The 25,878-nt window shown below is 42.0% G+C and carries 19 protein-coding genes; 16 read left to right on the plus strand and 3 right to left on the minus strand.

Going from position 1 to position 25,878, the window contains the following annotated elements:
• Window positions 1-34: 34 nt before the first annotated feature.
• From pspA to FLL45_RS10975, 8 genes are all read left to right on the plus strand, one after another.
• A complete protein-coding gene (pspA, locus tag FLL45_RS10940) occupies window positions 35-700 on the plus strand; it encodes a phage shock protein PspA (protein ID WP_142942044.1) in 666 nt (221 codons plus the stop codon).
• Between the two features lie 11 nt (window positions 701-711).
• A complete protein-coding gene (gene pspB / locus FLL45_RS10945; protein ID WP_142942045.1) occupies window positions 712-948 on the plus strand; it encodes an envelope stress response membrane protein PspB in 237 nt (78 codons plus the stop codon).
• Window positions 938-1,399, plus strand: coding sequence for an envelope stress response membrane protein PspC (pspC, locus tag FLL45_RS10950; RefSeq protein WP_142942046.1), 462 nt, complete (start codon window positions 938-940; stop codon window positions 1,397-1,399). Before pspB ends, pspC begins: the two co-directional genes overlap by 11 nt.
• A gap of 483 nt (window positions 1,400-1,882) precedes the next feature.
• Window positions 1,883-4,816, plus strand: coding sequence for a TonB-dependent receptor domain-containing protein (locus tag FLL45_RS10955; RefSeq protein WP_210247157.1), 2,934 nt, complete (start codon window positions 1,883-1,885; stop codon window positions 4,814-4,816).
• Window positions 4,817-4,906: 90 nt separating this feature from the next.
• The gene (locus FLL45_RS10960) at window positions 4,907-9,829 is read left to right on the plus strand and encodes a S8 family serine peptidase (protein ID WP_142942047.1); all 4,923 of its coding nucleotides are present in this window, start codon (window positions 4,907-4,909) and stop codon (window positions 9,827-9,829) included.
• Between the two features lie 575 nt (window positions 9,830-10,404).
• Entirely contained in the window at window positions 10,405-13,308 is a 2,904-nt protein-coding gene (locus FLL45_RS10965) for a TonB-dependent receptor domain-containing protein (protein WP_185964413.1), read from the plus strand.
• Between the two features lie 88 nt (window positions 13,309-13,396).
• On the plus strand, window positions 13,397-14,353 hold the full coding sequence (locus FLL45_RS10970; RefSeq protein ID WP_185964414.1) for a class I SAM-dependent methyltransferase: 957 nt from the start codon (window positions 13,397-13,399) through the stop codon (window positions 14,351-14,353).
• Window positions 14,353-15,294: a class I SAM-dependent methyltransferase gene (locus tag FLL45_RS10975; protein ID WP_185964415.1), complete on the plus strand. Its 942-nt coding sequence runs from the start codon at window positions 14,353-14,355 to the stop codon at window positions 15,292-15,294. The genes FLL45_RS10970 and FLL45_RS10975 overlap by 1 nt, the downstream gene beginning before the upstream one ends.
• A gap of 58 nt (window positions 15,295-15,352) precedes the next feature.
• On the opposite strand, the gene FLL45_RS10980 is transcribed toward FLL45_RS10975, so the two are convergent.
• Window positions 15,353-16,093, minus strand: a complete 741-nt coding sequence (locus tag FLL45_RS10980) for a hypothetical protein (RefSeq protein ID WP_142942051.1) — start codon at window positions 16,091-16,093, stop codon at window positions 15,353-15,355.
• Between the two features lie 236 nt (window positions 16,094-16,329).
• On the opposite strand from FLL45_RS10980, the gene FLL45_RS10985 reads away from it, so the two are divergent.
• The 8 genes from FLL45_RS10985 (at window position 16,330) to FLL45_RS11020 (ending at window position 23,357) form a co-directional block, all read left to right on the plus strand.
• A complete protein-coding gene (locus FLL45_RS10985; RefSeq protein WP_142942052.1) occupies window positions 16,330-16,890 on the plus strand; it encodes a 2OG-Fe(II) oxygenase in 561 nt (186 codons plus the stop codon).
• A 50-nt stretch (window positions 16,891-16,940) separates the two neighbouring features.
• Complete coding sequence (locus tag FLL45_RS10990; protein WP_142942053.1) at window positions 16,941-17,612, plus strand: putative 2OG-Fe(II) oxygenase; 672 nt, start codon at window positions 16,941-16,943, stop codon at window positions 17,610-17,612.
• A 699-nt stretch (window positions 17,613-18,311) separates the two neighbouring features.
• A complete protein-coding gene (locus FLL45_RS10995; RefSeq protein WP_142942054.1) occupies window positions 18,312-19,097 on the plus strand; it encodes a DUF3450 domain-containing protein in 786 nt (261 codons plus the stop codon).
• Between the two features lies 1 nt (window position 19,098).
• Entirely contained in the window at window positions 19,099-20,472 is a 1,374-nt protein-coding gene (locus tag FLL45_RS11000; protein ID WP_210247158.1) for a MotA/TolQ/ExbB proton channel family protein, read from the plus strand.
• A gap of 3 nt (window positions 20,473-20,475) precedes the next feature.
• Entirely contained in the window at window positions 20,476-21,000 is a 525-nt protein-coding gene (locus tag FLL45_RS11005; RefSeq protein ID WP_142942055.1) for a MotA/TolQ/ExbB proton channel family protein, read from the plus strand.
• 19 nt (window positions 21,001-21,019) lie between these two features.
• Window positions 21,020-21,421, plus strand: a complete 402-nt coding sequence (locus FLL45_RS11010) for an ExbD/TolR family protein (protein WP_142942056.1) — start codon at window positions 21,020-21,022, stop codon at window positions 21,419-21,421.
• 1 nt (window position 21,422) lies between these two features.
• Window positions 21,423-22,055 (plus strand): energy transducer TonB, encoded by a 633-nt coding sequence (locus FLL45_RS11015; protein WP_142942057.1) that lies wholly within the window; start codon window positions 21,423-21,425, stop codon window positions 22,053-22,055.
• A gap of 12 nt (window positions 22,056-22,067) precedes the next feature.
• Window positions 22,068-23,357: a tetratricopeptide repeat protein gene (locus tag FLL45_RS11020; protein WP_142942058.1), complete on the plus strand. Its 1,290-nt coding sequence runs from the start codon at window positions 22,068-22,070 to the stop codon at window positions 23,355-23,357.
• A 597-nt stretch (window positions 23,358-23,954) separates the two neighbouring features.
• Here the strand turns inward: FLL45_RS11020 and FLL45_RS11025 are convergent.
• Together FLL45_RS11025 and FLL45_RS11030 are read right to left on the minus strand one after the other, a co-directional pair.
• Complete coding sequence (locus FLL45_RS11025) at window positions 23,955-25,184, minus strand: ABC transporter permease (protein WP_142942059.1); 1,230 nt, start codon at window positions 25,182-25,184, stop codon at window positions 23,955-23,957.
• Window positions 25,177-25,836, minus strand: a complete 660-nt coding sequence (locus FLL45_RS11030) for an ABC transporter ATP-binding protein (protein WP_246075809.1) — start codon at window positions 25,834-25,836, stop codon at window positions 25,177-25,179. The genes FLL45_RS11025 and FLL45_RS11030 overlap by 8 nt, the downstream gene beginning before the upstream one ends.
• Window positions 25,837-25,878: the final 42 nt, after the last annotated feature.

A 25,878-nucleotide genomic window follows, 5' to 3' on the forward strand; every position in this document is an offset into this window, starting at 1 on the left:
CTGAGCGTCAGAAAAAAGTTTGGAGGTAGCCCTGATGGGAATTTTTTCAAGATTTGCAGATATCGTTAATGCGAATATAAACGCGCTGTTGGACAAAGCGGAAGATCCCGAAAAATTGATCCGCATGATAGTCCAAGAGATGGAAGATACATTAGTCGAAGTTAGAACTTCCTCCGCGCGCACGATTGCTGAGAAAAAAGACTTAACGAGACGCATTGAGACGCTAAAAGCTGAGGCGGAAGAATGGGAACGCAAGGCTGAGCTAGCGATCTCCAAAGGGCGAGAAGACTTAGCAAAAGCCGCGCTGCTGGAACGTAATAAAGCTGCTGAAGTGGCTGAAGAACTTGAGAAAGAGTTAGCCAAACTGGAAGAAGTGCTTGCAAGGCTTTCTGATGAAGTGAGCCAGCTTCAAGAAAAGCTCAACGACGCAAGAGCGCGTCAAAAAGCATTAATCATGCGACACAAAACGACCTCATCACGCTTAAAGGTTAAACAAAGCTTGTATGATAATGGTGCTGACGACGCAGTGACTCGCTTTGAGCGGTTTGAGCGTAAACTCGATGAATTAGAGTCTGAGGTGGAGTCTTATGACATTGGTAACAAGACTCTTGCGGATGAAATTAATGGTCTAGAGAAAGAAGATGAAATTGACCGTCAACTAGAAGAACTTAAAGCCAGAGTCAGTGAAACCAAGAAATAAGAGGAATATCCATGATACCTGAAATAGCGTTTGTGCCAGTAGTTTTATTCATGGTGATCGTCGCACCAATATGGATTGTGATGCATTATCGTTCCAAAAGTAATAAGGAGTCTGGCATTTCGGAAGCAGAGCACGCAAGACTGCAAGAGTTGGTCAAAATTGCGGACTCGATGATGGTGAGAATTGAAACTTTGGAGTCGATTTTAGACCAAGAAACACCTGAGTGGAGAGCAAAGCATGGACAATAGTAGCTACTCTCCAAGAGAGAGACGCAGACTATACAAAGACCCTGACCGAGGCAAAATCTGTGGCGTGTGTGCAGGAATTGCAGAATATTTAGGACTGGAAGTGTGGGTTGTGCGAATAATCGCAGTCTCTCTGTTGATATTCGTTAATGGTGCGGTCTTAGTTGCTTATATTGTAATGTGCTTCGTTTTAGACCCCAAGCCAGGACATGTAAGCAACCGAGGGTGTTTTGGCTCCGAGCGAAAGCGACGTAAGCCGTCAGAAAGCGATGACTCTCGTCCATATCGCCCAACAGTGAAAGATGTCTGGTCATCAGGAACCAGCCCCAAAGATTTGTTTAGTCAAGTAGAAGATAAGTTTTCGGTCATTGAAAAGAAGCTTCAGAAAATGGAATCCTACGTTACCTCAAACAAGTTTAACTTAGACCAGGAGTTTAAAAAGATGGCAGACTAGCAACGCTAGTTTGTCTAATTTCTTTCCGTTTCGAAGGCAACTAAAGCTTCGCCAATCAATCAGAGTCATACAAATCTCAGACAGCGAACTGAGTCATGTTGCAGTGAACAAAATCACGAATTGCGATAAAAATAATTTTTAGAGATTCCTGAAATTCATCAATAGTTCGAATATCGTATAAATAACTCCTTTAACAGGCTGAAAAATATAGTAATTATATTTTTTTGATACTGTTATATTTTGCTGGTATCGCTCTATCATGATTCTATTTATGTTGCAATGCCAAATCTTGTATATGTGATTATTACCCATCTCATTGATCACAGATTTGAGACACGAGTAACATACACGGTGGGCAGATTAGGTCGTAACAGGCTTTAAGGCAGTTTTGCTGTCTTACAAATCTGACGATTTATTTCGTTTATTATAAAAAAACACTAATCCTAACAATACTTCCAATATAAGAAACCAGGGAGAATAAAATTGAGTATCAATAAAACAACCAATCCGATTGCACGGGCGGTTAAGCTCGCGTTGTTCGCGACTGCGACTGTATCGGCTGTTTCTTCGATGAATGCATTCGCCGCAGAAGAAGGTGAAGACGCAGAAGCTGAAGAACAAAACGAAAAAATCGTTATTACTGGGTCGCGTATCCCGCGTAAAGAGCTTTCTCAGCCATCACCTGTAGTAACTATTGATTCAGCTGAAATAAAGAAATTCGGTACCACTGACTTAGCATCGATGCTGTCAGAGCTGGCGCCGGTTGCCGCAACAGATACGTTGCAAGGTAACTCTGGGAGCAACGCCAGTGCGGGTGTAAGTTCTGCCAACTTACGTAATTTGGGACCAGAGCGTTCATTAACGTTGATCAACGGCAAACGCCACGTAGCTGGCCAGCCAGGTACTGCGCAAGTTGATTTATCAACTATTCCTGCGAGTTTAGTAGAAAGAGTAGAAATCTCGACTGGTGGTCAATCAGCAATCTACGGTTCTGACGCGGTAACTGGGGTTGTTAACGTTGTTCTCAAAGAAGACTTCGAAGGTTTTGAAGTTAATATGAGTGGCTCTAAGTCAATGGAGTCAGTTGGCGCTGGAAACGGCACTATTAATATTCTTGCCGGTGCTGACTATGCGGATGGGAAAGGCAACGTGACTTTCTTCGCAGGCCGTGAATACGTAGAAGAAGTGATGTCACGAGACCTTCAGCACTTAGAAAACTATGGCACGATTATTAATCCTGCTGACGGTGGAGAGGAAGACGGTATCCCTGATCTTCTAACTGTGCCTTTCGTTGGTTCAGAAATGATCAACCGTTGGGGTGTTCTCAACCCATTTGGCCCAGATTCTGCTCGTTGGACTTTCCAAGACGACGGCACGCCTTTCTTACAGCAAACTCGTAACGAAACTAACAGTTTCGCGTTTGGTGACTTCCCCGGTGGATGTCCGACTTGTTTCTTCACAGAAGATTACGAGAACTTCTTACCTTCTGTGCAAAAAATGCACGTTGGTTCAACGACCAACTATAGCTTTAACGACAATGTTCAGTTTTATGGTGAATTTAAATACGTTCGTTCAGAAATCGAACAGCAATTCCAACCGTCATTCCGTTTCGGTAACATCAGCATCAATGTTGTCGACAACCCTTTCCTAGATGGCGGCTTGAGAGCAACATTGCTAGCTAACGGTCAAAGCACTGTTTCTATGGCTAAATTCTTCGACGAATTGGGCAACCGTTCTGCTGATAACCTCCGTGAAACATTCCGTGTTGTAACCGGTGTGAAAGGTTTCTTCGAACTGGGTGACACAGAGGTTGATTATGACTTCTACTATGTAAACGGTCGTACCAACAACCGTCGTAGAACACTTAATGACTTAATACCAGATAACTTAGTTGCTGCCCTCGATGCTGTAATTGATCCTGCGACTGGCCAAGCGGCATGTCGTAGCCAAGTACCAAGCGCGCAAGGTACAGGATATGTTGATCCAGCAGCGATCAATGGTTCTCAATGTGTTGCTTACAACCCATTCGGTTTCCGTGCAGCGTCTACTGAAGCGATGGATTTCGTATCAGCTGACGTAACTCGTGAAGACGAAATTGGTCAAGAGTACTACGGTGTTCAATTTGTATTTGATACAGCTGAGTTTGCTAACCTACAAGGTGGTCCAATTGGAATCGCTCTTGGTTTCGAAGAACGTGAAGAGTTCTCAGAAACAATCACTGATTCTTTAACTAAGTCTGGCATTTTGGCGAACGCTGCGACACCTGATGAGTTTGGTTCTTATGATGTAAGCGAAAGCTTTGTCGAGTTACAGTTCCCAATTTTAGAAGGGCTTACTGGTGCACATGAGTTAACACTTGATGCGGCTTATCGTGCTGCAGATTACTCTGGCGCGGGTAACGCTGATACTTGGAAAGTTGGTGTGTTATATGCGCCAATCGAAGATATCAGAATCCGCGGTACTGTTGGTGAAGCGATTCGTGCTCCAAACATCAGTGAAGCGTTTAGCCCACAGTCTCCTGGCTTTGCTCGCGTAAGCGATCCATGTGATGCAGACAATCTCGGTAATGACCCTGATCGTGCAGATAACTGTGCGGCTCTCGGTATCCCTGCAACGTTCCAAGCTAATGACAACGTGAGTGTCAACACTATTTCTGGTGGTAACCCTGACTTGACTTCAGAAGTGTCTGATTCGACCACATTCGGTATCGTATGGACGCCAACTTTCTTAGAAGATTTCTCGGTAACTATCGACAAGTACGAAATCGACATTGAAGATGCAATCTTGTCAGTTGCAGCTCAAACTGTTGCTAACAACTGTGTTGATTCAACAGGTGGTCCTGACGCGAATTTCTGTGGCCAAATCGATCGTGATCCAACAACATTTGATATCACGTTGGTTCGCTCTGGATTTATCAATGCTTCTGCAATCCGTTCTGAAGGTATTGAAGCGAACGTTAACTATCGTTTTGACTTGGGTGAAATGGGAAGCATCGCTTCTAACTTATACTTAAGTAAGTTAGAACTTCTAGAATTCTTTGAATTCCAAAATCTTCCTGAAGAAAGTGACCTAGACCAAGGCGAAGTTGGTACACCTGAGTATCAAGCTCGTTTGAACTTAGTATGGTCTTTGGATGACTTATCTGTAAGCTGGACTTCACGTTTTGTTGACCGTTCTGCGCGTTACAACGTTTCTCCACCTCCAGGAGATACTTCAGAGCCAGAAGATATTTCACCATCTTACATTGGTAGTGTCACGACTCACGATATCTCGGCGTCTTATGACTTCAGTTCTGATGTCAGCGTTTACGCGGGTATTCGTAACGTAGGTAACAAACTTCCTCCAGGTTGGACTCGTTCTACCATTTACGATTCAATCGGACGTCGTTTCTTTGCGGGTGCAACTTTCCGATTCTAATTGCGGAATCTTGAGTTGAAATAAAATTGAGTGTCAGCATTCTGCTGACACTCATAAAACGCAAAAGAATAATAAGTTGGGAGACAATTTATGAAAATCAAATCAATTGTAACGGCGTTGTTAGCAGCCGGTACATTTGGTGCAAGCGCGGTTACGGTCTCAGAATATAAACTGGAACCTGTTTTACTCGGTAAAAACGTCGTCGAAAGCGCCTCATTTAAAGCTAATGGTTTAGGAATAAATGTTGCTAAACCGAAATTAAAAACATTATCTGAAAAAGCGTTACAACAAGAGTTTTTGGATAATAACGCCCATGATGGAGAGAAACTTTACATTGTCCGGTTGATGGATGATTCAATTCCTACATACAAAGGCGATGTCAAAGGATTTCCAGCAACCAACAAGTCAAACTCAAAATCAATTAATACGCAGATAAAGTTTGACGCAAAAAGTTCTGAAGCCAAGAAATATGGCAACTACCTAAACCAGAAACAAAACGAGTTTATTCAAAAGGCGTCTTCTAAGTTGGGGCAAGCAATTCCTGACTTGAGAAGGTATAAATACGCCATAAACGGATTCCTAACCAAGTTAACTCACTCGCAAGCAAAGCAACTGGCGATGATGCCAGAAGTCGAATTTATCGAACCGAGTAAAATGTTCGAAATTAATTCAGATCGCGGTCCTGAGTTTATCGGTGCTGGTGCTGTTTGGGATGGTTCTGCATCTGGAACTGAATACCAGGGTGAAGGAACGATCGTTGCAATTTTCGATACAGGGGTTAATACAGATAACCCGTCTTTTGCCGCAACTGGAGACGACGGTTACACGGTTACAAACCCTTGGGGAGATGATGTTTACGTCGGTGATTGTGTTGCACAACCGACTCTCTGTAACTCAAAATTGATTGGTGTTAGAAGTTACGATGCGTTACTTGATTTTATTGAAAACGCAGGCTTTACCAGACCAGCGAATGGCGAAGATTACAACGGACATGGTTCGCATACAGCCGGTACTTCGGCAGGCAACGTGTTGTTTGATGTGCCGTTGGTGATTGCGGATCCCGCTGGTGGTGAAGTGAGCGATGGTATTGAGACTTCTACGACTTTTCCTAGAATGTCTGGTGTCGCACCTCATGCGAATATAATTTCATATCAAACGTGCTTACCGGGTAACACGGGAGATACCTTGAGAGGATGTTTCTCGCCAGCGATATTGGGTGCAATTGATGATGCTATTGCCGATGGCGTAGATGTCATTAACTACTCAGTAGGTGGTACCACACCATTTAACCCTTGGCTCGATAGCACTGAAGTTGGATTTTTAAGTGCAAATGCTGCAGGCGTATATGTGGCGACATCGGCTGGTAACAGTGGGCCTAACCCACTTACCACAACGAAAGCTGCGCCTTGGTATTCCTCTACAGCAGCAACAACTCACGATAGAGTTGTTTCTACTGCTTTAGACTTCAATGGAACTGACTATGATTTTCAAGTAGGAAGCGGTCCTGGACTACCAGACGGCGGACTTACTGCCCCGGTAATCGAGTCAGGTGCGGTTGATGCAGCAAATGTAGAAGGTTGTTCTGCTTTTCCTGCAAACTCATTCGATGCATCAATTGCATTGATTAGTCGAGGTAGTTGTGCATTTTCTGACAAAATTAACAATGCAGGTGCTGCTGGTGCGGTTGCTGTAATCGTTTACAACAATGCCGGTGACGGTTTGATCAGCATGTCTGCTCCTGGAACATCAATTCCAGGTGTGTTTGTTGGCCAAACTGATGGTGAGGCAATGGTAGCTGCCTTGACAGCAACTCCTGGGTTGAGTGCCACAATTGATTCACAAAACTTCGTGATTGGTACTGGAACTGGCGATGTCATGGCGAGTTTCTCATCGCGCGGACCGAATGAATTTGGTCAAATAATCGCTCCTCAAATCGCGGCACCGGGTGTGAGTGTCTATGCAGCTTATGCTGATGAGCATTTTTATCGTGATGTTACTACGCCTGCGCCTAGAGAGTTTGCATTCTTGAGCGGGACTTCGATGGCTGGCCCGCACGTGGCTGGTGCTGCAGCTTTAATAATGCAGGCTCATCCGACGTGGAATCCTGATCAGGTGCGTTCGGCTCTTATGATGACTTCAACTCAGGCTGTTTTAAAAGAAGATGGTGTTACACCGGCTGATGCTTTTGACATCGGTTCAGGACGAGTTCAAGTCGACCAAGCGATTAACACAGGATTAGTGATGTCCGAAACGCAAGAAAACTACCTTGCGGCTGATCCAAATAATGGGGGAGATGTTAAAGCGTTAAATATCCCTAGTATGGCTAACTACGGCTGTGGTGTAACTTGTTCTTGGACGAGAACTTTCACTGCTGTTCGTGATGGTAGCTACGCGTTTACGACGGACAATCCTGATTTGACTGTGACGCCTGCAAACGTCGATGCGACAGCTGGTAATGATTTCTCTGTCACAATAACGATGGACGCGTCAGACTTAGATGATTTTGACGAAGTTTTTGCAAACGTAGTAATAAATGCGACGGATCAACCTGAGCTACATTTACCTGTTTTCGTCAGAATCAATAGAGGAGCGGTTCCTGACGACTTCACTATTACTGCAGGTCGTAACGATGGCTCTTTCGAAGTTGAAGGTCTTGAATCATTCTCTACAAGTAACTTGACGTTCACTATCGATGGTCTCTATGACGCTAATGCAACTGGATTCAGCGCAACTGAAACGTTCAGTATTGCAGAAGATCCAACTAACGCGAGTTATGACGACGACCTAGACCAAGTCTTCGTATATGAGTTTAGTGTCCCAGTTAATTCTGTTGCTCTTAATTTAGAAATCACAGAAACAACTTCTCCTGACTTAGACTTGTTCTTACAGCTCGATAGCAATGGCGACGGAAATTACGACGCATTGGTAGGAGCTTCTGCGACAGTAGCGACACTAGAGAGTATCAGTTTGCAAGCACCTACTGCTGGAAACTACAGAGCTATCGTCCAAAATTGGGCGGGTAGCGGTGCAGCAGAAGATACGGGTACCTTGAGCGTGAGCGTTGTACCTCAAACTGATCCGGTGGCAGGCTTATCGATCGATGCTCCTACTAGCGCTAGTGGGCTTGAGCCAGTCGCTGCGACGTTGTTATGGGATTTGGAAATGGCCCCAGGTGATGCGTATTTTGCTGACATCACAATGTCTGGTGACGGTCTCGAAATTGGAACCTTCCGAGTTAACTTGAATAGAGCTGCTGATGACTTTGCAGCGGCTACCAGTGTTCAGTTAGCGTCACGTGGTGATTCTATCGACTACACGTTAACCGTTAATCCAAGCACCTACAATGTGGACCAAAACTTAGAAATTACTGTGGATATGCCAGCAAACATGAGTTTGGTTCCTGGGTCTGTAGTAGCTAGTGGCGGTTCAGTTATTGTCAAAGATCCTAATGCAAGTGGTTTAAATATTGTTGATACCTTTGATATAGCTGAAGATCCTTCCAATGGTGACTACCGAGATGACCTGTCGCAAGTCTATGTGAATGAGTTTGTTGTTCCGTCTGGCTCACTTAGCTTGACAGCTGCAATTTCAGGGTCAACTTCACCTGACAATGATCTGTTCATTGAATTTGACTCTGCGGGCGATGGCTCATATGCAACTTTAGTCGCATTTGCTGCTACTGCTGAAGCAAACGAGGTTGCGAGTGTCGATGCGCCAGCTGAAGGGAACTATCGAGTTATTGTTCAAAATTGGGCGGGTAGTGGTGCTGCTTCCGATACAGGAACTATTACCATAACTACCGTTGCTGCTACGGGCGAAGGATTCCAGTGGAATCTAGGTCTTAATGCGCCAATTCCTTCGTACTCAGTTGTGAGTAGTACCGAGAGTGCTGCATGTGCTGTTGCCGGATTGGGTGGATGGGCTGGAACCCCTGGCTATACGCCGTTGTCCGCATTTGGAATCACTACTTCTGGGCTTGAGGGCGACGAAATTGCGATTAATGCCTTCACCTCGAGAAGCTTCCCATTCTTTGGCGAAGATAATGTAGGAATAACTGTCTCAGAGAATGGTTTCTTGACGTTTGACGGAGACATTGGTGCTAATGCTTGGTTCAATAGACCAATTCCTAATACCGCAGCTCCTAACGATATTTTTGCTGGCCTTTGGATCGACCAGATTCTTGTGGATGACGGTACTCGAGGGTTGAGAACGGCAAACTTGGGACCAATGGCTATCTTGGATTTTGATGGTTTACAACCATGGACCCCTGATGGCGTGAGTAGTGATCGATTCAAGTATCAATTCCAAGTGTTTGATAGCATCCAAGAACCGGGTGATGCTTTTGGTCAGTACGAATTAATTATTTCGTATGCGTCTGATCAAATCGGAAGCATTGCAGGTGCGACTGCAGGCGTTGAGAATCAAGACGGTAGCTACGGTGTTGATGCGAGCGCTATGATTGCAGCTGGTACGCAGTTATGTTTCGATGCTGAGGAATTCGCTCAAGGCTATGAGGTTACATTTAGTGTTATACCTGAAGCGGCCTATTCAGGTCAGTCAGCAGCGCCAGAAGTTAGCGTTGAGTCTGATATGGAGGGGACTTCAACATTGACTGTAGCGGCCACTCAGGTTGAATTGACCAATGTTGCACCTATCGCTAACGCTGGTGAAGATGTTACTTACGACCGAGCTGATGTTGATGAGATTACGTTGGATGCGGTGAATACCGTGGACTACGATACTGATCGACTGGCTTATCGTTGGCAGCAAATCAGCGGCGAGACTGTTACTATTCGTGGTGGTAACTCACTAAAAGCATACTTAGATGTTGCTGACATGGCGAATGGCACTTACACCTTCCAATTGTCAGTAGACGATGGTGAGTTTAATTCTTCTGATACAGTAACTATCACGGTTACAGGTGAAGAACAGGAGAGTAGTGGTATTGGTAGCATGGGTATCTTGCTATTGCTAGGTATCCCTCTACTATTCCGTAGAAGATACACTCACTAATTGAAGCATCAAGCTTTAATCCGAAAGCCGCGACTTGTTCGCGGCTTTTTTTATGTCCAAATAGATTGAATTTGTTGAATTTATTGTTTTTGAATAATTCTCAATAAATGTGTTTGTTTACAGTCAGTTAGCTATGAATACGGTAGCTATTTGAGTTTTTAAACCGTTCGCAATAATCGGCTAATTTAGCTAGCCCCTGCGAATTTACTGACAAGTGATCATACCTTCGTCTAAGGCTTACCGTCTGTATGCTAGCGATACTTGATGCCTCCTTAAATAGCCCGGATGTTCATTAAAAAACAATGGTCGGATGTGATAATTTTTTTTTACAAATCGATTAAAAAACGCTCAAAAAAAATTCTAAAACTCCTCTGCAGGCGGCATAAATCAAGGATATTTGGGTAAAATAAAAATTTAAACAAAATGTTGACCTGCGAGATTGATTACGGTTAGTATCGGACTTGGCAGATCAGGCCGTAAGGCCAACATAGAAAAATTTGGGACTTGTCGAGTATAACGATAGGCCGAAATTTATCTTAAATAACAACCTCCATGACAACCAGGGAGAAATAAAATTGAGTACATTAGATAAACGCAATCCGATTGCTAAAGCTGTGCGCACAGCACTCTTTGCATCAGCTGCTGCGTCTTTGGTCGTTGCACCAAACACTTATGCTGCTGAGGAAGAGGAAGAAGCATCAGAACAGCGGGTTACCATCACAGGTTCTCGTATTAAGAGAACTGACATTGAAGGTGCAAATCCCGTTACTATCATCACTAACGAAGACATCGCGCGTACTGGTGTGACTAACGTTGGTGAGTTATTACAACGTCTACCAGAAGTTACTGGTTCTCCATTAAGCACTACTATCAACAATGGTGGTAACGGTGCTGTAACTATCGACCTTCGTGGTTTGAACAGAACGTTAACATTGGTTAACGGTCGTCGTACTCCTGACGGCGGTGACTTCCAAACAATCCCAGCTGCAATGATCGAAAGAGTTGAAGTATTGAAAGACGGTGCTTCTGCTGTATACGGTTCTGACGCGATTGCTGGTGTTGTAAACATCATTACTCGTAAAGATTTCACAGGTATGGAGCTTACTGCTCAAACTTCTGATTTCTCTAACACTGACGCTGGTAAGCAAGACCAAATCAGCTTGGTTGTTGGTTCTGATTCTGACCGTGGTCACTACCTATTAGGTATCGACTGGTCGAAGCAAGAAGGTATTTTCCAATCGGAAACTCCTTGGGACTTCATGCAGAACAGTTTCTTCTTCATTGACCCTGATTCATTAGCTCAGTTTGGTCCATTATTACAATCGCAAGATCCGGTTAACTTCAACTTATCTTCGTTCGGTTCTTCTAGAATCCAACAAGGTAACTTCAACTTAAACGGTAACACTGCATTTACAGCACTTGCTGGTTGTGGTTCTGTAACTACTGACCGTTTTGCTGATGGTTCAAACACGGCTAACTATCGTTGTTACAACGGTTCATTCCTTGATCCAAACAATGATTCATACAACTATGCGCCTGTTAACTATTTGCAAACACCTTACGAAAGAACTAACTTGTTCTTCGAAGCAGATTATGAGATCAACGAAAATCACACTTTCTTCACTGAAATGCGTGTTAATCAACGTATCTCTCAACAGCAGCTTGCTCCTGTACCATACGACACACAATTCGATCCTGGCTATCAAGTTGACGTTTTAGACGCAACTGGTGCTTTCGTTCGTACTGCAAACGGTATCTCGGGTCAAAACTACTACAACCCATTCAACGAAGACATCATCCGTTCACGTCGTCGTATGGCTGAAAGTGCTCGTATCTTCACTCAAGACGTTACTCAGTTCCAATATGTTGCTGGTATCAACGGTTACTTAACTGAAACTTGGGAATATGAGCTAAGCTACAACTACGGTTACCGTCACCGTACTGACCAAGATTTTGGTCAATACTCAGGTGAGCGTTTATCTCTAGCATTAGGACCATCGTTCCTAGATGCGACTACAGGTAACGTAGTGTGTGGTACGCCGACAGCGCCAATCGCAGACTGTGTATCGTTGAACTTATTCGGTGATACCGGTACTGTTACTCAAGAAATGCTTGATTACATCCAGGTTACTCTTGTTGATCAGTTCACTACAGAGCAAGAAATCTACAACGGTTTCGTTACTGGTGAAATGTTTGAACTTCCTGGTGGTACAGCTGGCGTATCTTTCGGTTTCGAGCATCAAAAACTTAAAACTGATTTCGAGCCTGATTCAGGTAAAGAAACAGAGTCTGTAACTGGTAATACTGGTGCAGGTGTTGGTGGTGTTGTAACTAACCAATCTATCTTCGCGGAATTCATTTTCCCTGTAATTGACGAGTTAGAGTTAAGCTTAGGTGTTCGTGACGATGACTACAGCATCGGTGGTAGCGCTACTTCTACTCAATTCGGTGTTAAATTCCGTCCTCTTGACACTTTATTAATCAGAGCGACTGTTGGTGAATCTTTCCGTGCGCCAAGTACTGGTGAGTTATTCTCTCCTGCAGGTGACGCTTTCCCACAAGTTCAAGATCCATGTAACCAAGCTAACTGGGCTAACTTAGATGCTACTCAGCAAGCTAACTGTATCGCTTCAGGCGTAGCAGACGGTGGTTGGGTCCAATCTGATTCGCAATTACGTGCACGTGTTGGTGGTAACCCAGATCTTAATCCTGAAACTGGTGAGTCGCTAACAGTTGGTGTTGCTTGGAATCCTGATTTCATCGAAAACTTCAGTGTTACAGTTGATTACTGGGATATCGAAGTTGATGACATCATTTCATCACTTTCTGCAGGTACGCTATTAGCGAACTGTGCGAACAACGGTGACTGTTCAACAATCACTCGTTTCCCTGGTGGTGCAATTGACTCAATCGCTGCGAACAACCAAAACCTTGGTCGTCGTGAAGCGAGCGGTATCGACTGGAACTTCCGTTACTCAATGGAAACTGACATCGGTTCTTGGAGATTCAACTTATTGTACTCAATGTTAGATAACCGTACTGAGTTTGAATCTGCTACTGCAGAGCCATGGGAACTAGCTGGTACATTTGACGATGTAACTATCGGCGGTGCTTTCCCTGAAGACAAAGCGCAACTTGCTGTTGATTGGTCAATGGGTGATTTCAATGTGAGCTACTCACTAGACTTCATCGGTTCAATCTACCAGAACTTGTCTTTCTTCGGTGTTAATGGTGAGCCACCATGTTCTGTTGATGCAACAGACATCGCTACTTGTTACAAAGTTGATAGTCAGATTTATCATGACTTAGTTGGTACTTACACAATTCCTGATTTCGGAACTCGTGTTACTGTCGGTATCACTAACTTGACTGATGAAGAACCACCTTTCATCGATTCAGGTTTCAACGCAAGTACAGATCCATCTACTTACCGTCTATTCGGTCAAGGTTGGTTCTTACGTCTAACTCATGACTTTTAATTAAGTCTGAATAGTTAGCAACAAATTAAGTCGGGCTACTTTGTAGCCCGACTTTTTTTTAGAACAGTGATTTATAGAAAAAATGAGTGTGAATAAGGATTTAAAAAAAGACTCCTGGAAGGCGTATTGGGATACGGGAGCAACTGAATCTTGTCTGGGAGGACAGGGTGGTTACTCAGGTATTATTAAAGAAACCTGGTTAGCATTCTTTGAGAGCTTCGAAGATACATCTATGTCGCTTCTCGACGTGGCAACTGGCAGTGGGGCTATCGCTAATATCGCGCTAGAGGCCAGAAAAAATTGCAAAGCTGAAACAAAGATTCTGGGAATTGATGCATCATCAATCACCAGTGATCGCAAAACCACTGATAATGTTTCCTTTGAATTGCGAGGAGATTCTCCGGTAGAGAGTTTTCAATTTGAGGAAAATGAGTTTAATGTAATAACGAGTCAATACGGAATAGAGTATTCTGACTGGTCTAAAGCTATCGCTAGAATTTCAAATTTACTCGCTTCGGCAGGGCGAGGATTGTTTGTTTGTCACACTCAAAACTCTTTTGTCAAACAACGTGTTCAGCTTCAATTGAACCAGGCAAAGGAAATAAAACAATCGAAGATTTTTAATTTAGCGCAAGATTTTGTAAAAGTAATTTTGCGTGGAACGTCAGATATTAAGAGTCATAAAGCGTTTGATAATGCTGATCGACGGCTCAGGAGCGCATTTACCAAGCTGAACAAAAAATTGGAGTCAGACAACGATAATATTTTGCTGGCTGAGACATTAAAAGCATTAGACATGTTTTTAGCACAAATGAATAAGTTTGGTCCAAAAGTCACACTTGAGCGTCTAGAAAATGCTGAGCAAGCACTGCAATTTAATATCATTCGATTGAAAGATTTTCTCGATTCGATATTAAGTGATGAATCCCAAAAAGCGCTAATCGAGTGTCTCAAAAACAATCAATTGGAAATTGTCTCTATTAAAGAATTAGAGCAAAATGCTCACAATGTCGGTACGGCAATCGAGTTTAAAAAGGTAGTATGATGAGTAAGCAAGATATTTGGTCAAGTTATTGGATGTCCGATAACACAGCAATTGTTGATACAGATTCAAAGTTTAAAGAGTTACTCCGCTATTGGGAGTTTAAATTTAACGAAGTTCAAGACGGTCATAATTTACTTGAAGTTGGTACGGGCAATGGTCGACTTGTTGAGGTGTTTAAACAGTTCGCCAAAAACGCCAATTTAACTGCGGTTGATGGCGCAAAGATCGATAAAGAAAATGACGCCTTCAAATCAACCGCGCAAACCACAGTAAAAGTTATCGCAGAGCAGCCAATCGAAACGCTCTCAGAAAACGAAAACTATGATTTTATCTTTTCTCAGTTTACTATCGAATATACGGACATTGAGAAAACTATCAGTAAGTTGACTAGTGTTCTATCTCCAGGCGGGAAGCTAACACTAATTTGTCACGAAGTAGGTAGTATCTTATACAACTCTGCGCAGGCCGAAGTGAATGAAATTGATTGGCTCAAGAATGAAATAAATTTATTTACTTACGTACACAAGCAAATCGAATTAAAACACCAAAGATTAGCTTCTCCGTCACCATCACTTTATTCCGAGTATAAGAAGCATAATCGTAACTACAATGATCTCATTAAAAAACTGCACAAATACTTTGAAGAAACAAAATCAGCGTTTTTTGCCGTTAACTTGGTTGATGTGATTTATCATACAATTGAAAATATGGATCACTTACCTTTTGAGGAAGTAAAACAGAAAATAGAGGAGCTCGAGTTACAAGTCAATATGCATCAAGCGCGCTTAAACGCGTTACTTGAAAACGCGTTAACTACTGAGAAATTAACGCAAATAAGTGACTTGATAGCGACTGATTTAACGATTACTAAAAGTGATTTAATTTATCGTGATGAGGATGGGCAAATCATTGCCAGAGTTGTCGAAGCGTCAAAAGCTTAATAAGTAAAACTAAAAAAGGCGTAATTTCTACGCCTTTTTTAATGCGTGTTTTAACAGCTCAATCCTGACTCTCTGATTTTATTGCCTTGTTCTTTGCGAAGAACTTGTCCATTTTAAATCTTAAGTTCTCAATTCGTTTTTTGTCTTGGTCGGTTGAATGTCTAACCTCCATTTCTAAGGCTTTTCTCTCAAAAGGAATAACTTGTATAAACGGCATTCCCATTTTTAATTGATGATCTGCAGGTGCTGATTTAAATAACGTATTAACATGAATGTGGTGGTAGCTATCCGCATCGACCACACCAGGTAATACTTGAAAACGATTTTCAAATTGGTAGAAAGGGGCCATCACTAATACTGACCAACCTTTTGGGGTTACAACTTTCCAAGGGTTTGTAAATTTTACCGCATCAGGATAATAACCTTCTGGAAGAGGCATTGTTTTATATTGATTTTGCTGGCTATGTAGGCTGATACCACCGGAATGATTTGCGGCAAACGCATTGATAGTGTTCGGCCTTACTTGAACAACATGATCGCTCCAAAGCGGAACAATATAACCTTCCGATAAGAGCGAAATGATTCCAGGACAACGCCTAACGGTCACATTGACATTGGACAAGCCTAGCGCTTCACTGATACCGAGCGGAAACTTTTGGGTCGGCGGAATTGAGTGAGAAGCAGCGGTTTTTTTAAACCAATCGGGATAAAAACGATTCGCTGGTTGAGGTGGTGTATCAAGTAATCCTTCAAAGTCTGTAAAGAACTCGATTTTATTTTGTTTTGTTTTGGAAAACATTTTCTGATTCTGGATTATTTTTTGAAGGGATTATTCTATCCTAAGGTCTGAATGCTCGCAATCTTCAGGTCAGAATGTTCACAATCTTCGATTGGTCCTTTCAAATTATGCGGTTATGTTTTTTGCCATTAAAACGATTATTTGTATTGAGTTGGATCAATGATAAGACTGTCATACCGAAGCGCTTCGGGGTAGAATCAAGCTAATAGTTAAACCTAAAAAGTAGTGAAGTTTTAGTGCAAAAGTTAATCGATTATATTCGTGTCTACGACAATGCTTTAGATTCAAAAGTCTGTGATGATCTGGTTGATCTGTTTGAGGCTAAATCAGAGTATCATCAGATAAATGGCGGTGCACATCAAGCTCACCTTGGTAAGGACAGCCGTTGGGTCGAGTTAAACTTGATGCCTATTATGAGTGATACGTCGAAGAATACGGTTGCAGCGCAAATGGCAAAGTATAAATCCATTTACGAGAACGATTGTAATATTCAACCGCCGTTACCGAACCCTAATGCCATCTATCCTTTTCGATTAAAACGTTACGATGTGGGAACGGATCAATTCATTCCACATATGGACGCATATGGTCCCGAATCCAATCGCTTTTTAGTTTATCTGTGGTATTTAAACGATGTTGAGGAAGGCGGAGAAACCGTTTTTGTAGATTTAGATATTTCAGTGAAGCCTAAGCGCGGCTCTTTAGTCATGTTTCCACCTTATTGGATGTATATTCATACGGCTAAGCCACCAATATCTAACCCTAAGTATGTAATTAACACATTCTATATGTGGTAGCTTACTCACAATCCCAGCATTCAATTAGATAGTTTTATTCGGAGTAGTCTGTGAACTCAAAGGTAAATATCGAAACTTCACTTTTATTTCCAACAGTGGTCTCTAAAGTTGAACACGGTGATAGGCCTGAAAACCAGTATTTTTACGATCTTGTTTCTAAGATGAAACTCGATAAATCAATTGCGAATAAATGTGAAGCTGCAGATACCACAACATTTATGGGCTACCAGCCCGATATTGTGTTACATGAGTACTTGGAAAACGACCCGATGTGGCAATCGTTCATGAATCAATGCTTTCACCCTGCGATTCAAGCCCATATGCAAAAACATCAAATGATCGCAGGGTTTCCTGTTCCAGGATCGACTTACGTGATTCATTCTAGTTGGGCTGTAATTTATCCCGCTAATTCTTATCAAGCCCCGCATTTTCATCGAGATACCAGTTGTGTTTTTACTTATTATGTAAAAGTGCCGAAAAGGCCCTCTCCGGAAGCGGCGATAACGTTTATCAATCCCAACTTGGCTTCAACTTATCCGAAATTAAAATCGTTTGCTTATGATCATACGATACAGCCGAAGAATGGTAGTAACGTTATTTTTCCTGGAAGTATGCAACATTACGCTCATCCCCATTTTGGTGATGAAGAAAAAATGATCATCGTTTTTGATATTGGGTTTGAACCACCTTCAGGTTATCAAAGACAGAAAAATAGATATTAGGTTTTGTATAGATATTTTAAATAAAATCGTCGAAATGAATAGAATAATTTTTAAGCAATTGATTCAGTTATTTTAAAAATTAAACGCAATTATTCGTCATATTGTCGTAAAACCTATCCATTATAATCGAATTGACTCATTGGACCTGTTCGCTTCATTTTAATCTTTCTTTCCACCACTTGTTGAAAAGTTTTAAGTCGATCTGTAAGGTCAATGCATGATATTGTTTACAAAGCTTAGCTAATTAGTTGATATCACTACGATTAATTAAAAATATTCGTTAAAAGACTCTGGTAGAGAAAATGACTACCCACGAAACCATTAAAAACGTCTTAAATTATGGAAAAGGGTCAAATAAAGTAGATTTAATAAATAATATTGAATTTTTACCAGTTTTTTCAATGTTTAATTGTGAAAATACCTTTAATAATCAAAAGCATACATACGAATTGTGAAGGTCGTAAATTTCAAACTTTGAAGGCGTTTCTAAAATCTCTATAACCGATTGACTCAAGTATATTTTCCGTCTATAGTCCACACTATTGTGTACGTGAGAGCTTCGCAACCTTACCTCGTGCTCATAAAAAGTACACATTTAACAACAACTAAAACACCGATCTCGTAGCGAAAAAGACAGGAAAATAGATTTTCTTATCAATTTCGATTTGTTTTTAACCCTTAGATAAGTTTGGAAACAATATGCTTAATCGCAATAAAACAACAAAACTTAAAGCAATGTTGGTTGGGATGACTGCAGTGCTTACTGCTTTCACTGCCAATGCAACACAGAAGCTTGATGAGTCGATCAGAATTGAAACTCAAATCGCAACAGCATCCACTCAGTCACAACAAAAAATTGATCGTTTTGCTGAGCAAACCATGGGAATGGCTGCTGACTACAAATCAACACTTCGTGTCATCGAAAGTTTGAAAATTTACAACAATCAATTGGAACAATTGATTGCTTCTCAAGAAAAAGAAATGCAATCCATTCAGCAAGAAATCGATACTATCGATGAGACAGAGCGCGGTGTAGTCCCGCTAATGAATGAGATGATTGCTTCACTAGAAAGATTCATCGAACTCGACTTACCTTTCAAAAAACAAGATCGTTTAGATCGTGTGAACCGTCTGAAAAACAACATGCTTCGTGCTGATGTCCCGACAGCGGAAAAATATCGTACGATTCTTGCTGCATATGAAGACGAAATTAAATACGGTGATAGTTTCGAGTCTTACACAGGTGACATTACATCAGGACAAGGTGACCAGCAGGTTGAGTTTTTACGATTCGGTCGCGTTTTACTTGTTTACTTGACACTCGATGGCTCGCAAGCGGGTTTCTGGAATACAGATACTAATCGTTGGGAAGAACTTGGTAGCGAATACATTCGTTCAATTGAACAAGGTATTAAAATGGCTAACAAACAAGCGAGTAACAACCTAATCAAATTACCTGTACCTGCAGCGAAAGGGGCTCAATAAAATGAAAATTAAGAATCTATTGATCGCCGCGGTACTAGCGGGCACAACATTCTCGGCAGTAGCAGCTGAGCAACAACCAACTGGCGCTGTTAAAAAGCCTGCAGCTGAGACTCTTGATCAGTTGTTAAAATTGGTTAAAGAAAACAAAATCAAGCAAGATAACTTCAACAAAGAGCGTGAAGCGCGTTTCTTGCGTGAAAGAAACAATCAAAGAGCATTGTTGAATGCGGCAAAAGACGAGCAGAGACGAGAAGAAGCTCGTACCGATCGTTTGAAAGCCCAATACGAAGCTAATGATAAGAAGCTTGCAGAGCTTGAAGAGCAAAAGTTCCTTAAAGCGGGTTCTTTAGGTGAGATGATTGGTGTGGTTCGTCAACGCGCTGGTAACACCGCATCGAGCTTGAAACGTTCTATGGTTTCTGCACAGTTCCCTAATCGTCATCAAAAATTAGAGCAACTCGCTCAAGCGAAAGTTTTCCCACAGATTCCAGAGATCAGAAGCTTGTGGGTAGAAATGCAAAACGAAATGACTGAACAAGGCAAAGTTGTTAAGTTCAAAACTGACATTATCAATACTGAAGGTCGAAAAGAACCTCGCGACATCGTTCGTGTTGGTGCGTTCAACTTAATTTCTTCTGGCGAGTATCTTGTGTTTGATGGCGAAGACATCAAGCAGTTAACGAGAGCACCTCATGCGCGTTTCACAAGCCTTATCGACGACTTCCAAGGTGCGACTGCAGGATTCGAAGCGTTAGCGCTTGATCCATCGCGCGGCGGTATCTTAACGCAAGAAGTTAAGCGTGAATCTTGGCCTGAGCGTGTTCAAAACTACGCTGGACCAGTTGGTACTGCAATTGGTGTTGTTTTATTAGTTGGTTTACTCATCGTTGTTGAGCGTTTAATCACGCTAATGGCGCTTCGCGGTAAAATGGCAGCACAAGCTAAATCTTCTACGCCTGGAAATAACCCCTTAGGACGTATTATGGCCGTTTATCTAGCTAATAAGGATGACGACGTAGAGAACCTAGAGTTGAAACTTGACGAAGCAGTATTGAAAGAAACACCTAAGATTGAAACACGTATCACCATAATCAAGGTATTCGCTGCTGTAGCACCACTTATGGGTCTACTTGGTACTGTTACAGGTATGATCGAAACCTTCCAAAGCATCACGCTTTACGGAACAGGCGATCCGAAAATCATGGCAGGCGGTATCTCGTCAGCATTGATTACAACCGTACTTGGTATCGTTGCAGCTCTACCATTAATCCTAGCTCACAGCTTTGTATCGGGTATCTCTAAAGGTCTGGTTCACATGCTAGAAGAGCAAAGCACTGGTTTAATTGCGCAGCATCAAGAAGAATCAGGAGCATAATTAATGCTATTTCTTGAGGAACTATTTGACACAGTCTCCCGGTTCTTAGAAGCCGGGGGCGACGTTTTGTGGTTTATCGCAGCAGCGCTCGTGTTTATGTGGTCGATGATTATCGAAAGGTTATGGTACTTTTCGTTTACTTATCCGAAGCAAGCACGGTTGTTGGTCGCTAAATGGGAGTCGCGTAAAGACACGACTTCTTGGCATGCTCACAGAATTAGAGAAGCTTGGATTTCTCAGATGAAGGAAAAACTTCATTCTGGTCTACTAGTAATCAAAACTATTGTAGCTATTTGTCCCATGATCGGATTGTTGGGCACGGTTACGGGTATGGTGAACGTATTTGAAATTATGGCTCTTTCTGGGACAGGTAACGCAAGACTGATGGCAGCCGGTATCACCCAGGCAACTATACCGACTATGGCGGGAATGGTTGCGGCACTATCCGGTTTATTTATTAGTTCGAGGTTAGAGTACTCAGCGAACGTTCACGCTCAAGAACTTGCTGATCACATGCCTCATCATTAACTTTTAGGACCAGAGTTAAATGGCAAAAAAGAATTTACGGCCAAAAGAAGAAGAAGCCGCGATTGATATGACGCCGATGCTCGACATCGTCTTTATCATGCTTATCTTTTTCATCGTTACGACTTCATTCGTTAAGGAATCTGGCGTTAAAGTTTTGGAACCAACTGCTTTGACGGCTGAGAAAAAACCCAAAGCGAATATCTTTATAGGTATCACTGCAAACAGTGAAATCTATATGCAGAAGAAGAAAGTCAAAAAGGAAGATGTTCGTACTGAAGTTGAAGCGATGTTACTAGAGAATCCTGAAAGCAGTATTGTTATTCAGGCTGACGTAGCAGCAAAATCAGGGATTATGCTAGACGTTATGGACGCAGCGAGAGCTGCGGGCGTCAAAAATATCTCTGTAGCAGCGGAGAAGTAATATGCAAAGATTAATTATTGGTTTAGGTATTGGCGGTGGAGTTACATTTGGTCTGTTTGTGCTTATGGCATTCTTGATCAAATCAGAACTTAAAGCGCCACCAAAAATCGAAGAGAACTTGGTTGAGTTTGTTATCGCAGCGCCAGAAGAAGACTTGCGTGTCCGTGACAGACGGTTGCCAAAGAAGCCACCACCACCAAAGAATCCACCACCACCAAAGAATCCACCACCACCGCAAGTACGAAAAGTTGCCAAAATTCAAAAGCCAACTAAGGCGCTTAATCTGAATCTTGATAACTTCGATATGAGCGTTAATACAGGTACTTATTTGGGCAATGCTGGTGCATCAGGTTTGTCTGATGGTGATGCTATCCCGATGGTAATTATTGAGCCTCGCTACCCGCGTAAAGCGGCTATGGAAGGTATCGAAGGTTGGGTTAGATTTGAATTCACTGTCTCGCCTGACGGGTCGCCAAAAGATATCAGAGTTATTGACGCAAAGCCCAAACGCGTTTTCGAACGTGACGCGCGTAAAGCCATATTCAAATGGAAGTTCAAGCCAAAAGTCATCGACGGAAAGGCAGTAGAGCAGCCGAATATGCGTTACACGATGGAATTCAAACTAGGCGAGTAAGGGTTAATTAATATGATTAAGTTATCAAAATTTAAGGTATTAGCTTTTGCGATGGTCGGTTTGGTTGCGCCACTTACAGTGTCGGCTGTACCGAAAACTGATTTAACCAAAAGTTGTAAATCGCTCGTTAACCCAAATTTCCAAATTCCAAAAGCGCCAATTCGTGGTATGCCGGAAAAGATATACAAACGACAAACGCGCGCATTGGAGCAAATGGCTGAAGGAAATTACAATGAAGCGATTGAGATGCTTCAGCGTATTTTCGACAACACTGGCGATAATTACATCAAAGCGGTAGTAAGCATGAACTTGGCGTCAGCTTATGCCCAACAAAACAACTATGATGCATCTTTGCCACATTTTGAGAATGCACTTCAGTATGGTGAAGGCAATTTGCAATACGAGCAACTCCAAGCGGTTCGTCTTAACACGGCAAGTCTTAGCTACTCAGTGGGTAAGAAAGCAAACGCTGCTCGTCTGGCGAAGGAATGGTTAGCAAAGTCCAATAAAGAAGACCCTAAACCATACATTTTAATGGCTGTAATGGCTGCTGAAGACGGTAAATACCGCGAAGCAGTTTGCCCAGCTTGGAATGCGGTTAGAGTCGAGAAGAAACCTAAGAAGCAATACCATAATCTGCTTTTGGTTGCACATTATGAACTAAAAGATTTAGCGGGTTCTGCGAAAATTCTAAAGGAAATGGTTAACTACTTTCCCGAAGAAAAATCATACTGGAGACAATTATCCACGCTTTATTTATCAATGGATAGAGTGAAAGAGTCTTTAGCGCTCATGGAGATGTTGTACTTGAAAGGTGGTTTCGAAACTGAAAATGACTACAAAACATTATCAGCTTTGTTTGCTTATCAAGAAATCCCTTATCGTTCTGCTGAAATCTTAGAAGAAGGCATGGATAAAGGATTGGTTAAACCTGAAGTCAAGAACTGGAAATCAATTGCTGCGAACTATCGTGTGAGTAAAGAAGTTGATAAAGCCATTGTTGCTTATGGTAAGACCGCTGAAGCCGACAAGGATGGCGAAGAATTTGTGACTCAAGCGGAACTTTATTTGGAAAAAGAAAGTTATCGTGACTCTATCAAAGCGCTAGACAAAGCATTAGCGAAAGGCGTTAAAGATAAAGGTCGTGTATTGTTCACCAAAGGTAGTGCACAAGCGAATCTCGGACAATGTAAAACAGCAATTCGTACTTTGGAAGATGCGACAAAATATAAAAATTGGCGTAAAAGAGCGAATGCTTGGATTGCTTATGTCAAAGATCGTGAGAAGAACGACAAGTGTTAATTCGGTTTAATACTAGAGAAAAAAAGCTGGCTTATGCCAGCTTTTTTGTTTCATAAGCTGATACTTTCTTCGCTTTTATATGTCACCCTTGATAAAACATTTTTGAACTAAACGGCACTATTTTTTCACTCAACTCGACAATAACCTATTTATCGCTGCTGATTATCGATACTTCGGTTTATAGCCCAAGACTTTTAATTGCTTCTTGATCTCCAAGTCAATCCTGCGTAGCAAGTAGATTAAGCTATTTTGTATCAATTTATCAATTTATCAATTAAGCAACTCAGCAACTAAGCAATAGTTTAACCGCCTGAATGCTGACAATAATGCGTTTTTTACAAGGTAACTAAGGCGAGTTTGTGCCGGTAAAAACTTAGTTATATGCTCCGAGAAATTTAAATTGTCGGAAAAAATGAATTAACAAGTAATTTGCTGAGGCTTGCTAATAACCGATAACCAATACCCAAAACGTGCTTAACAATTGAAGTCTGATTAATTGAATCTCGATGCAGTAGCCTTTTTCCGCGTTTACCGGCTCAATGCTTTATTCTGACCTATGTCGCACAACAAACATTATTCTACTATTCGATATTTCAACTATTCGTATCGTAGTGCTTCAATGGGATCTAGGTTGGCCGCTTTAGCCGCAGGTAGAATTCCAAATAAGACTCCAACACCGGCGGAAAAACCGAAGGCTATTCCGACTGCCCATAAAGGGACATTAGCCGGCGGAAAGTTGGGAATTGATGCGGAAGCTAGCATGCCGAGTCCATAACCAAGAAGAATGCCGATGATTCCACCAAGCAATGAGAGAACCACCGCTTCAATCAAGAACTGCAACAAAATATGGTGGCGTTTTGCGCCGATTGCTTTGCAAATACCAATCTCACGAGTTCGCTCGGTTACCGAAACTAACATGATATTCATTATACCTATACCACCGACTATGAGCGAGATGCTGACGATCCCACCCAGCACTATCGTTAACATGCTGATAACGTCTGATATCCCAGACGTTAATTGTTCCGGCGTTTCAATTTTAAAGTCATCATCTTCACCTGGCTTTAATCGATGTTCTTTTCTTAATATCCGCTTAATCTTGCCTTTTATTTGTTCTAAGTTGTCTAAGTTCTTTAATTGCAACTGGACGAAAATATCTGGTTCTAATAAGTTGCCGTTCAAGCTTTGCATCGTGCTGTACGGAACAACGGCAAAATTGTCCTGACTAAATCCAAAAAATGATCCTTTGGGTTCTGCTAAGCCAATTACTTTAAGCCATTCACCAGCGAAAAAAATATATTCACCGATTGGATTCTTGGGTAATGATAAATCTTCACGAAGCTTTTCACCGATAACGACAACTTTTCGCCGTGTTTGGTTATCGCTGTAGGATAAGAATCGACCGTGTTTGATATCGATGTTTTGAACTGCTTGATAGGTGTAAGTCGAACCAGCGACTTGACCAAAGGCTTCTATACCTTTGTATTTAATCGAACTGGTTCCACCAACGTTTGAGCCAAGGGTCGGGGTAATATGTTCGACACCCTCAACACCTTCGCGGATTCGTTCTACATCTTGTGGTGTGATTCTTGCGATTTTTCCTTTTAAACGCTCGCTTCTCGGTGTGAAAGACCTCACTGAAATAGAGTTTGAACCGAACCCCTCAAATTGTTGATTGATTGAATAACTTAACCCTTGAATGACAGAAACCACCGCAATTGTTGAGCTAACGCCGATAATAATGCCCAAGGTAGTTAGGAAGCTTCTAAATCCATGAGCTCTTACAGAGCTAATAGCGCTGCGAAAACTTTCGATTAAACTAAACATTGGCAAGCTTCCTTTCGTTTTCGTAGTCTTCGACGATTTGGCCGTCACTGAGTCTGACAACTCTGTGGCAATGCTCGGCGATATCATCTTCATGAGTTACCATGATGATCGTTTGTCCCTCATTGTGAAGTTCATCGAAAAGGGTCATGATATCTTGAGTGGTCTGACTATCGAGATTACCTGTGGGTTCGTCTGCCAGAAGAATCGATGGTTGAGTCACAAGGGCTCTTGCAATGGCTACACGTTGCCTTTGGCCTCCAGAAAGTTCGCTCGGAATATGATCCATTCTGTCGGCTAAGTTGACTTTTTCTAAGGCTTCTTTCGCTAAATTTTTGCGTAGGTTCAAAGGAATACCTTTATAGACTAAAGGTAGCATCACATTATTTAGCGCACTGGCACGTGGTAGTAAGTTAAAGCTTTGAAAAATGAAACCGATTTCTTTGTTTCGTATGTCGGCTAATTCATTTTGCGTGAGCGTCGAGACATTTTTTTCGTTGAGTAAGTAGCGTCCTTTGGTTGGTTTATCGAGGCAGCCTAAAATATTCATCATTGTCGATTTGCCGGAGCCTGATGAGCCGATAAAGGCGATGTACTCATTAGGCTTTATCGTTAAGTTAATATGGCTAAGCGCTTTAACTTGTTGGTCACCCATATAATAATATTTGCAGATGTCTTCGAGTAAAATGAGGCTCAT

This window comes from Aliikangiella marina (assembly GCF_007004765.1).
GTDB lineage: Bacteria > Pseudomonadota > Gammaproteobacteria > Enterobacterales > Kangiellaceae > Aliikangiella > Aliikangiella marina.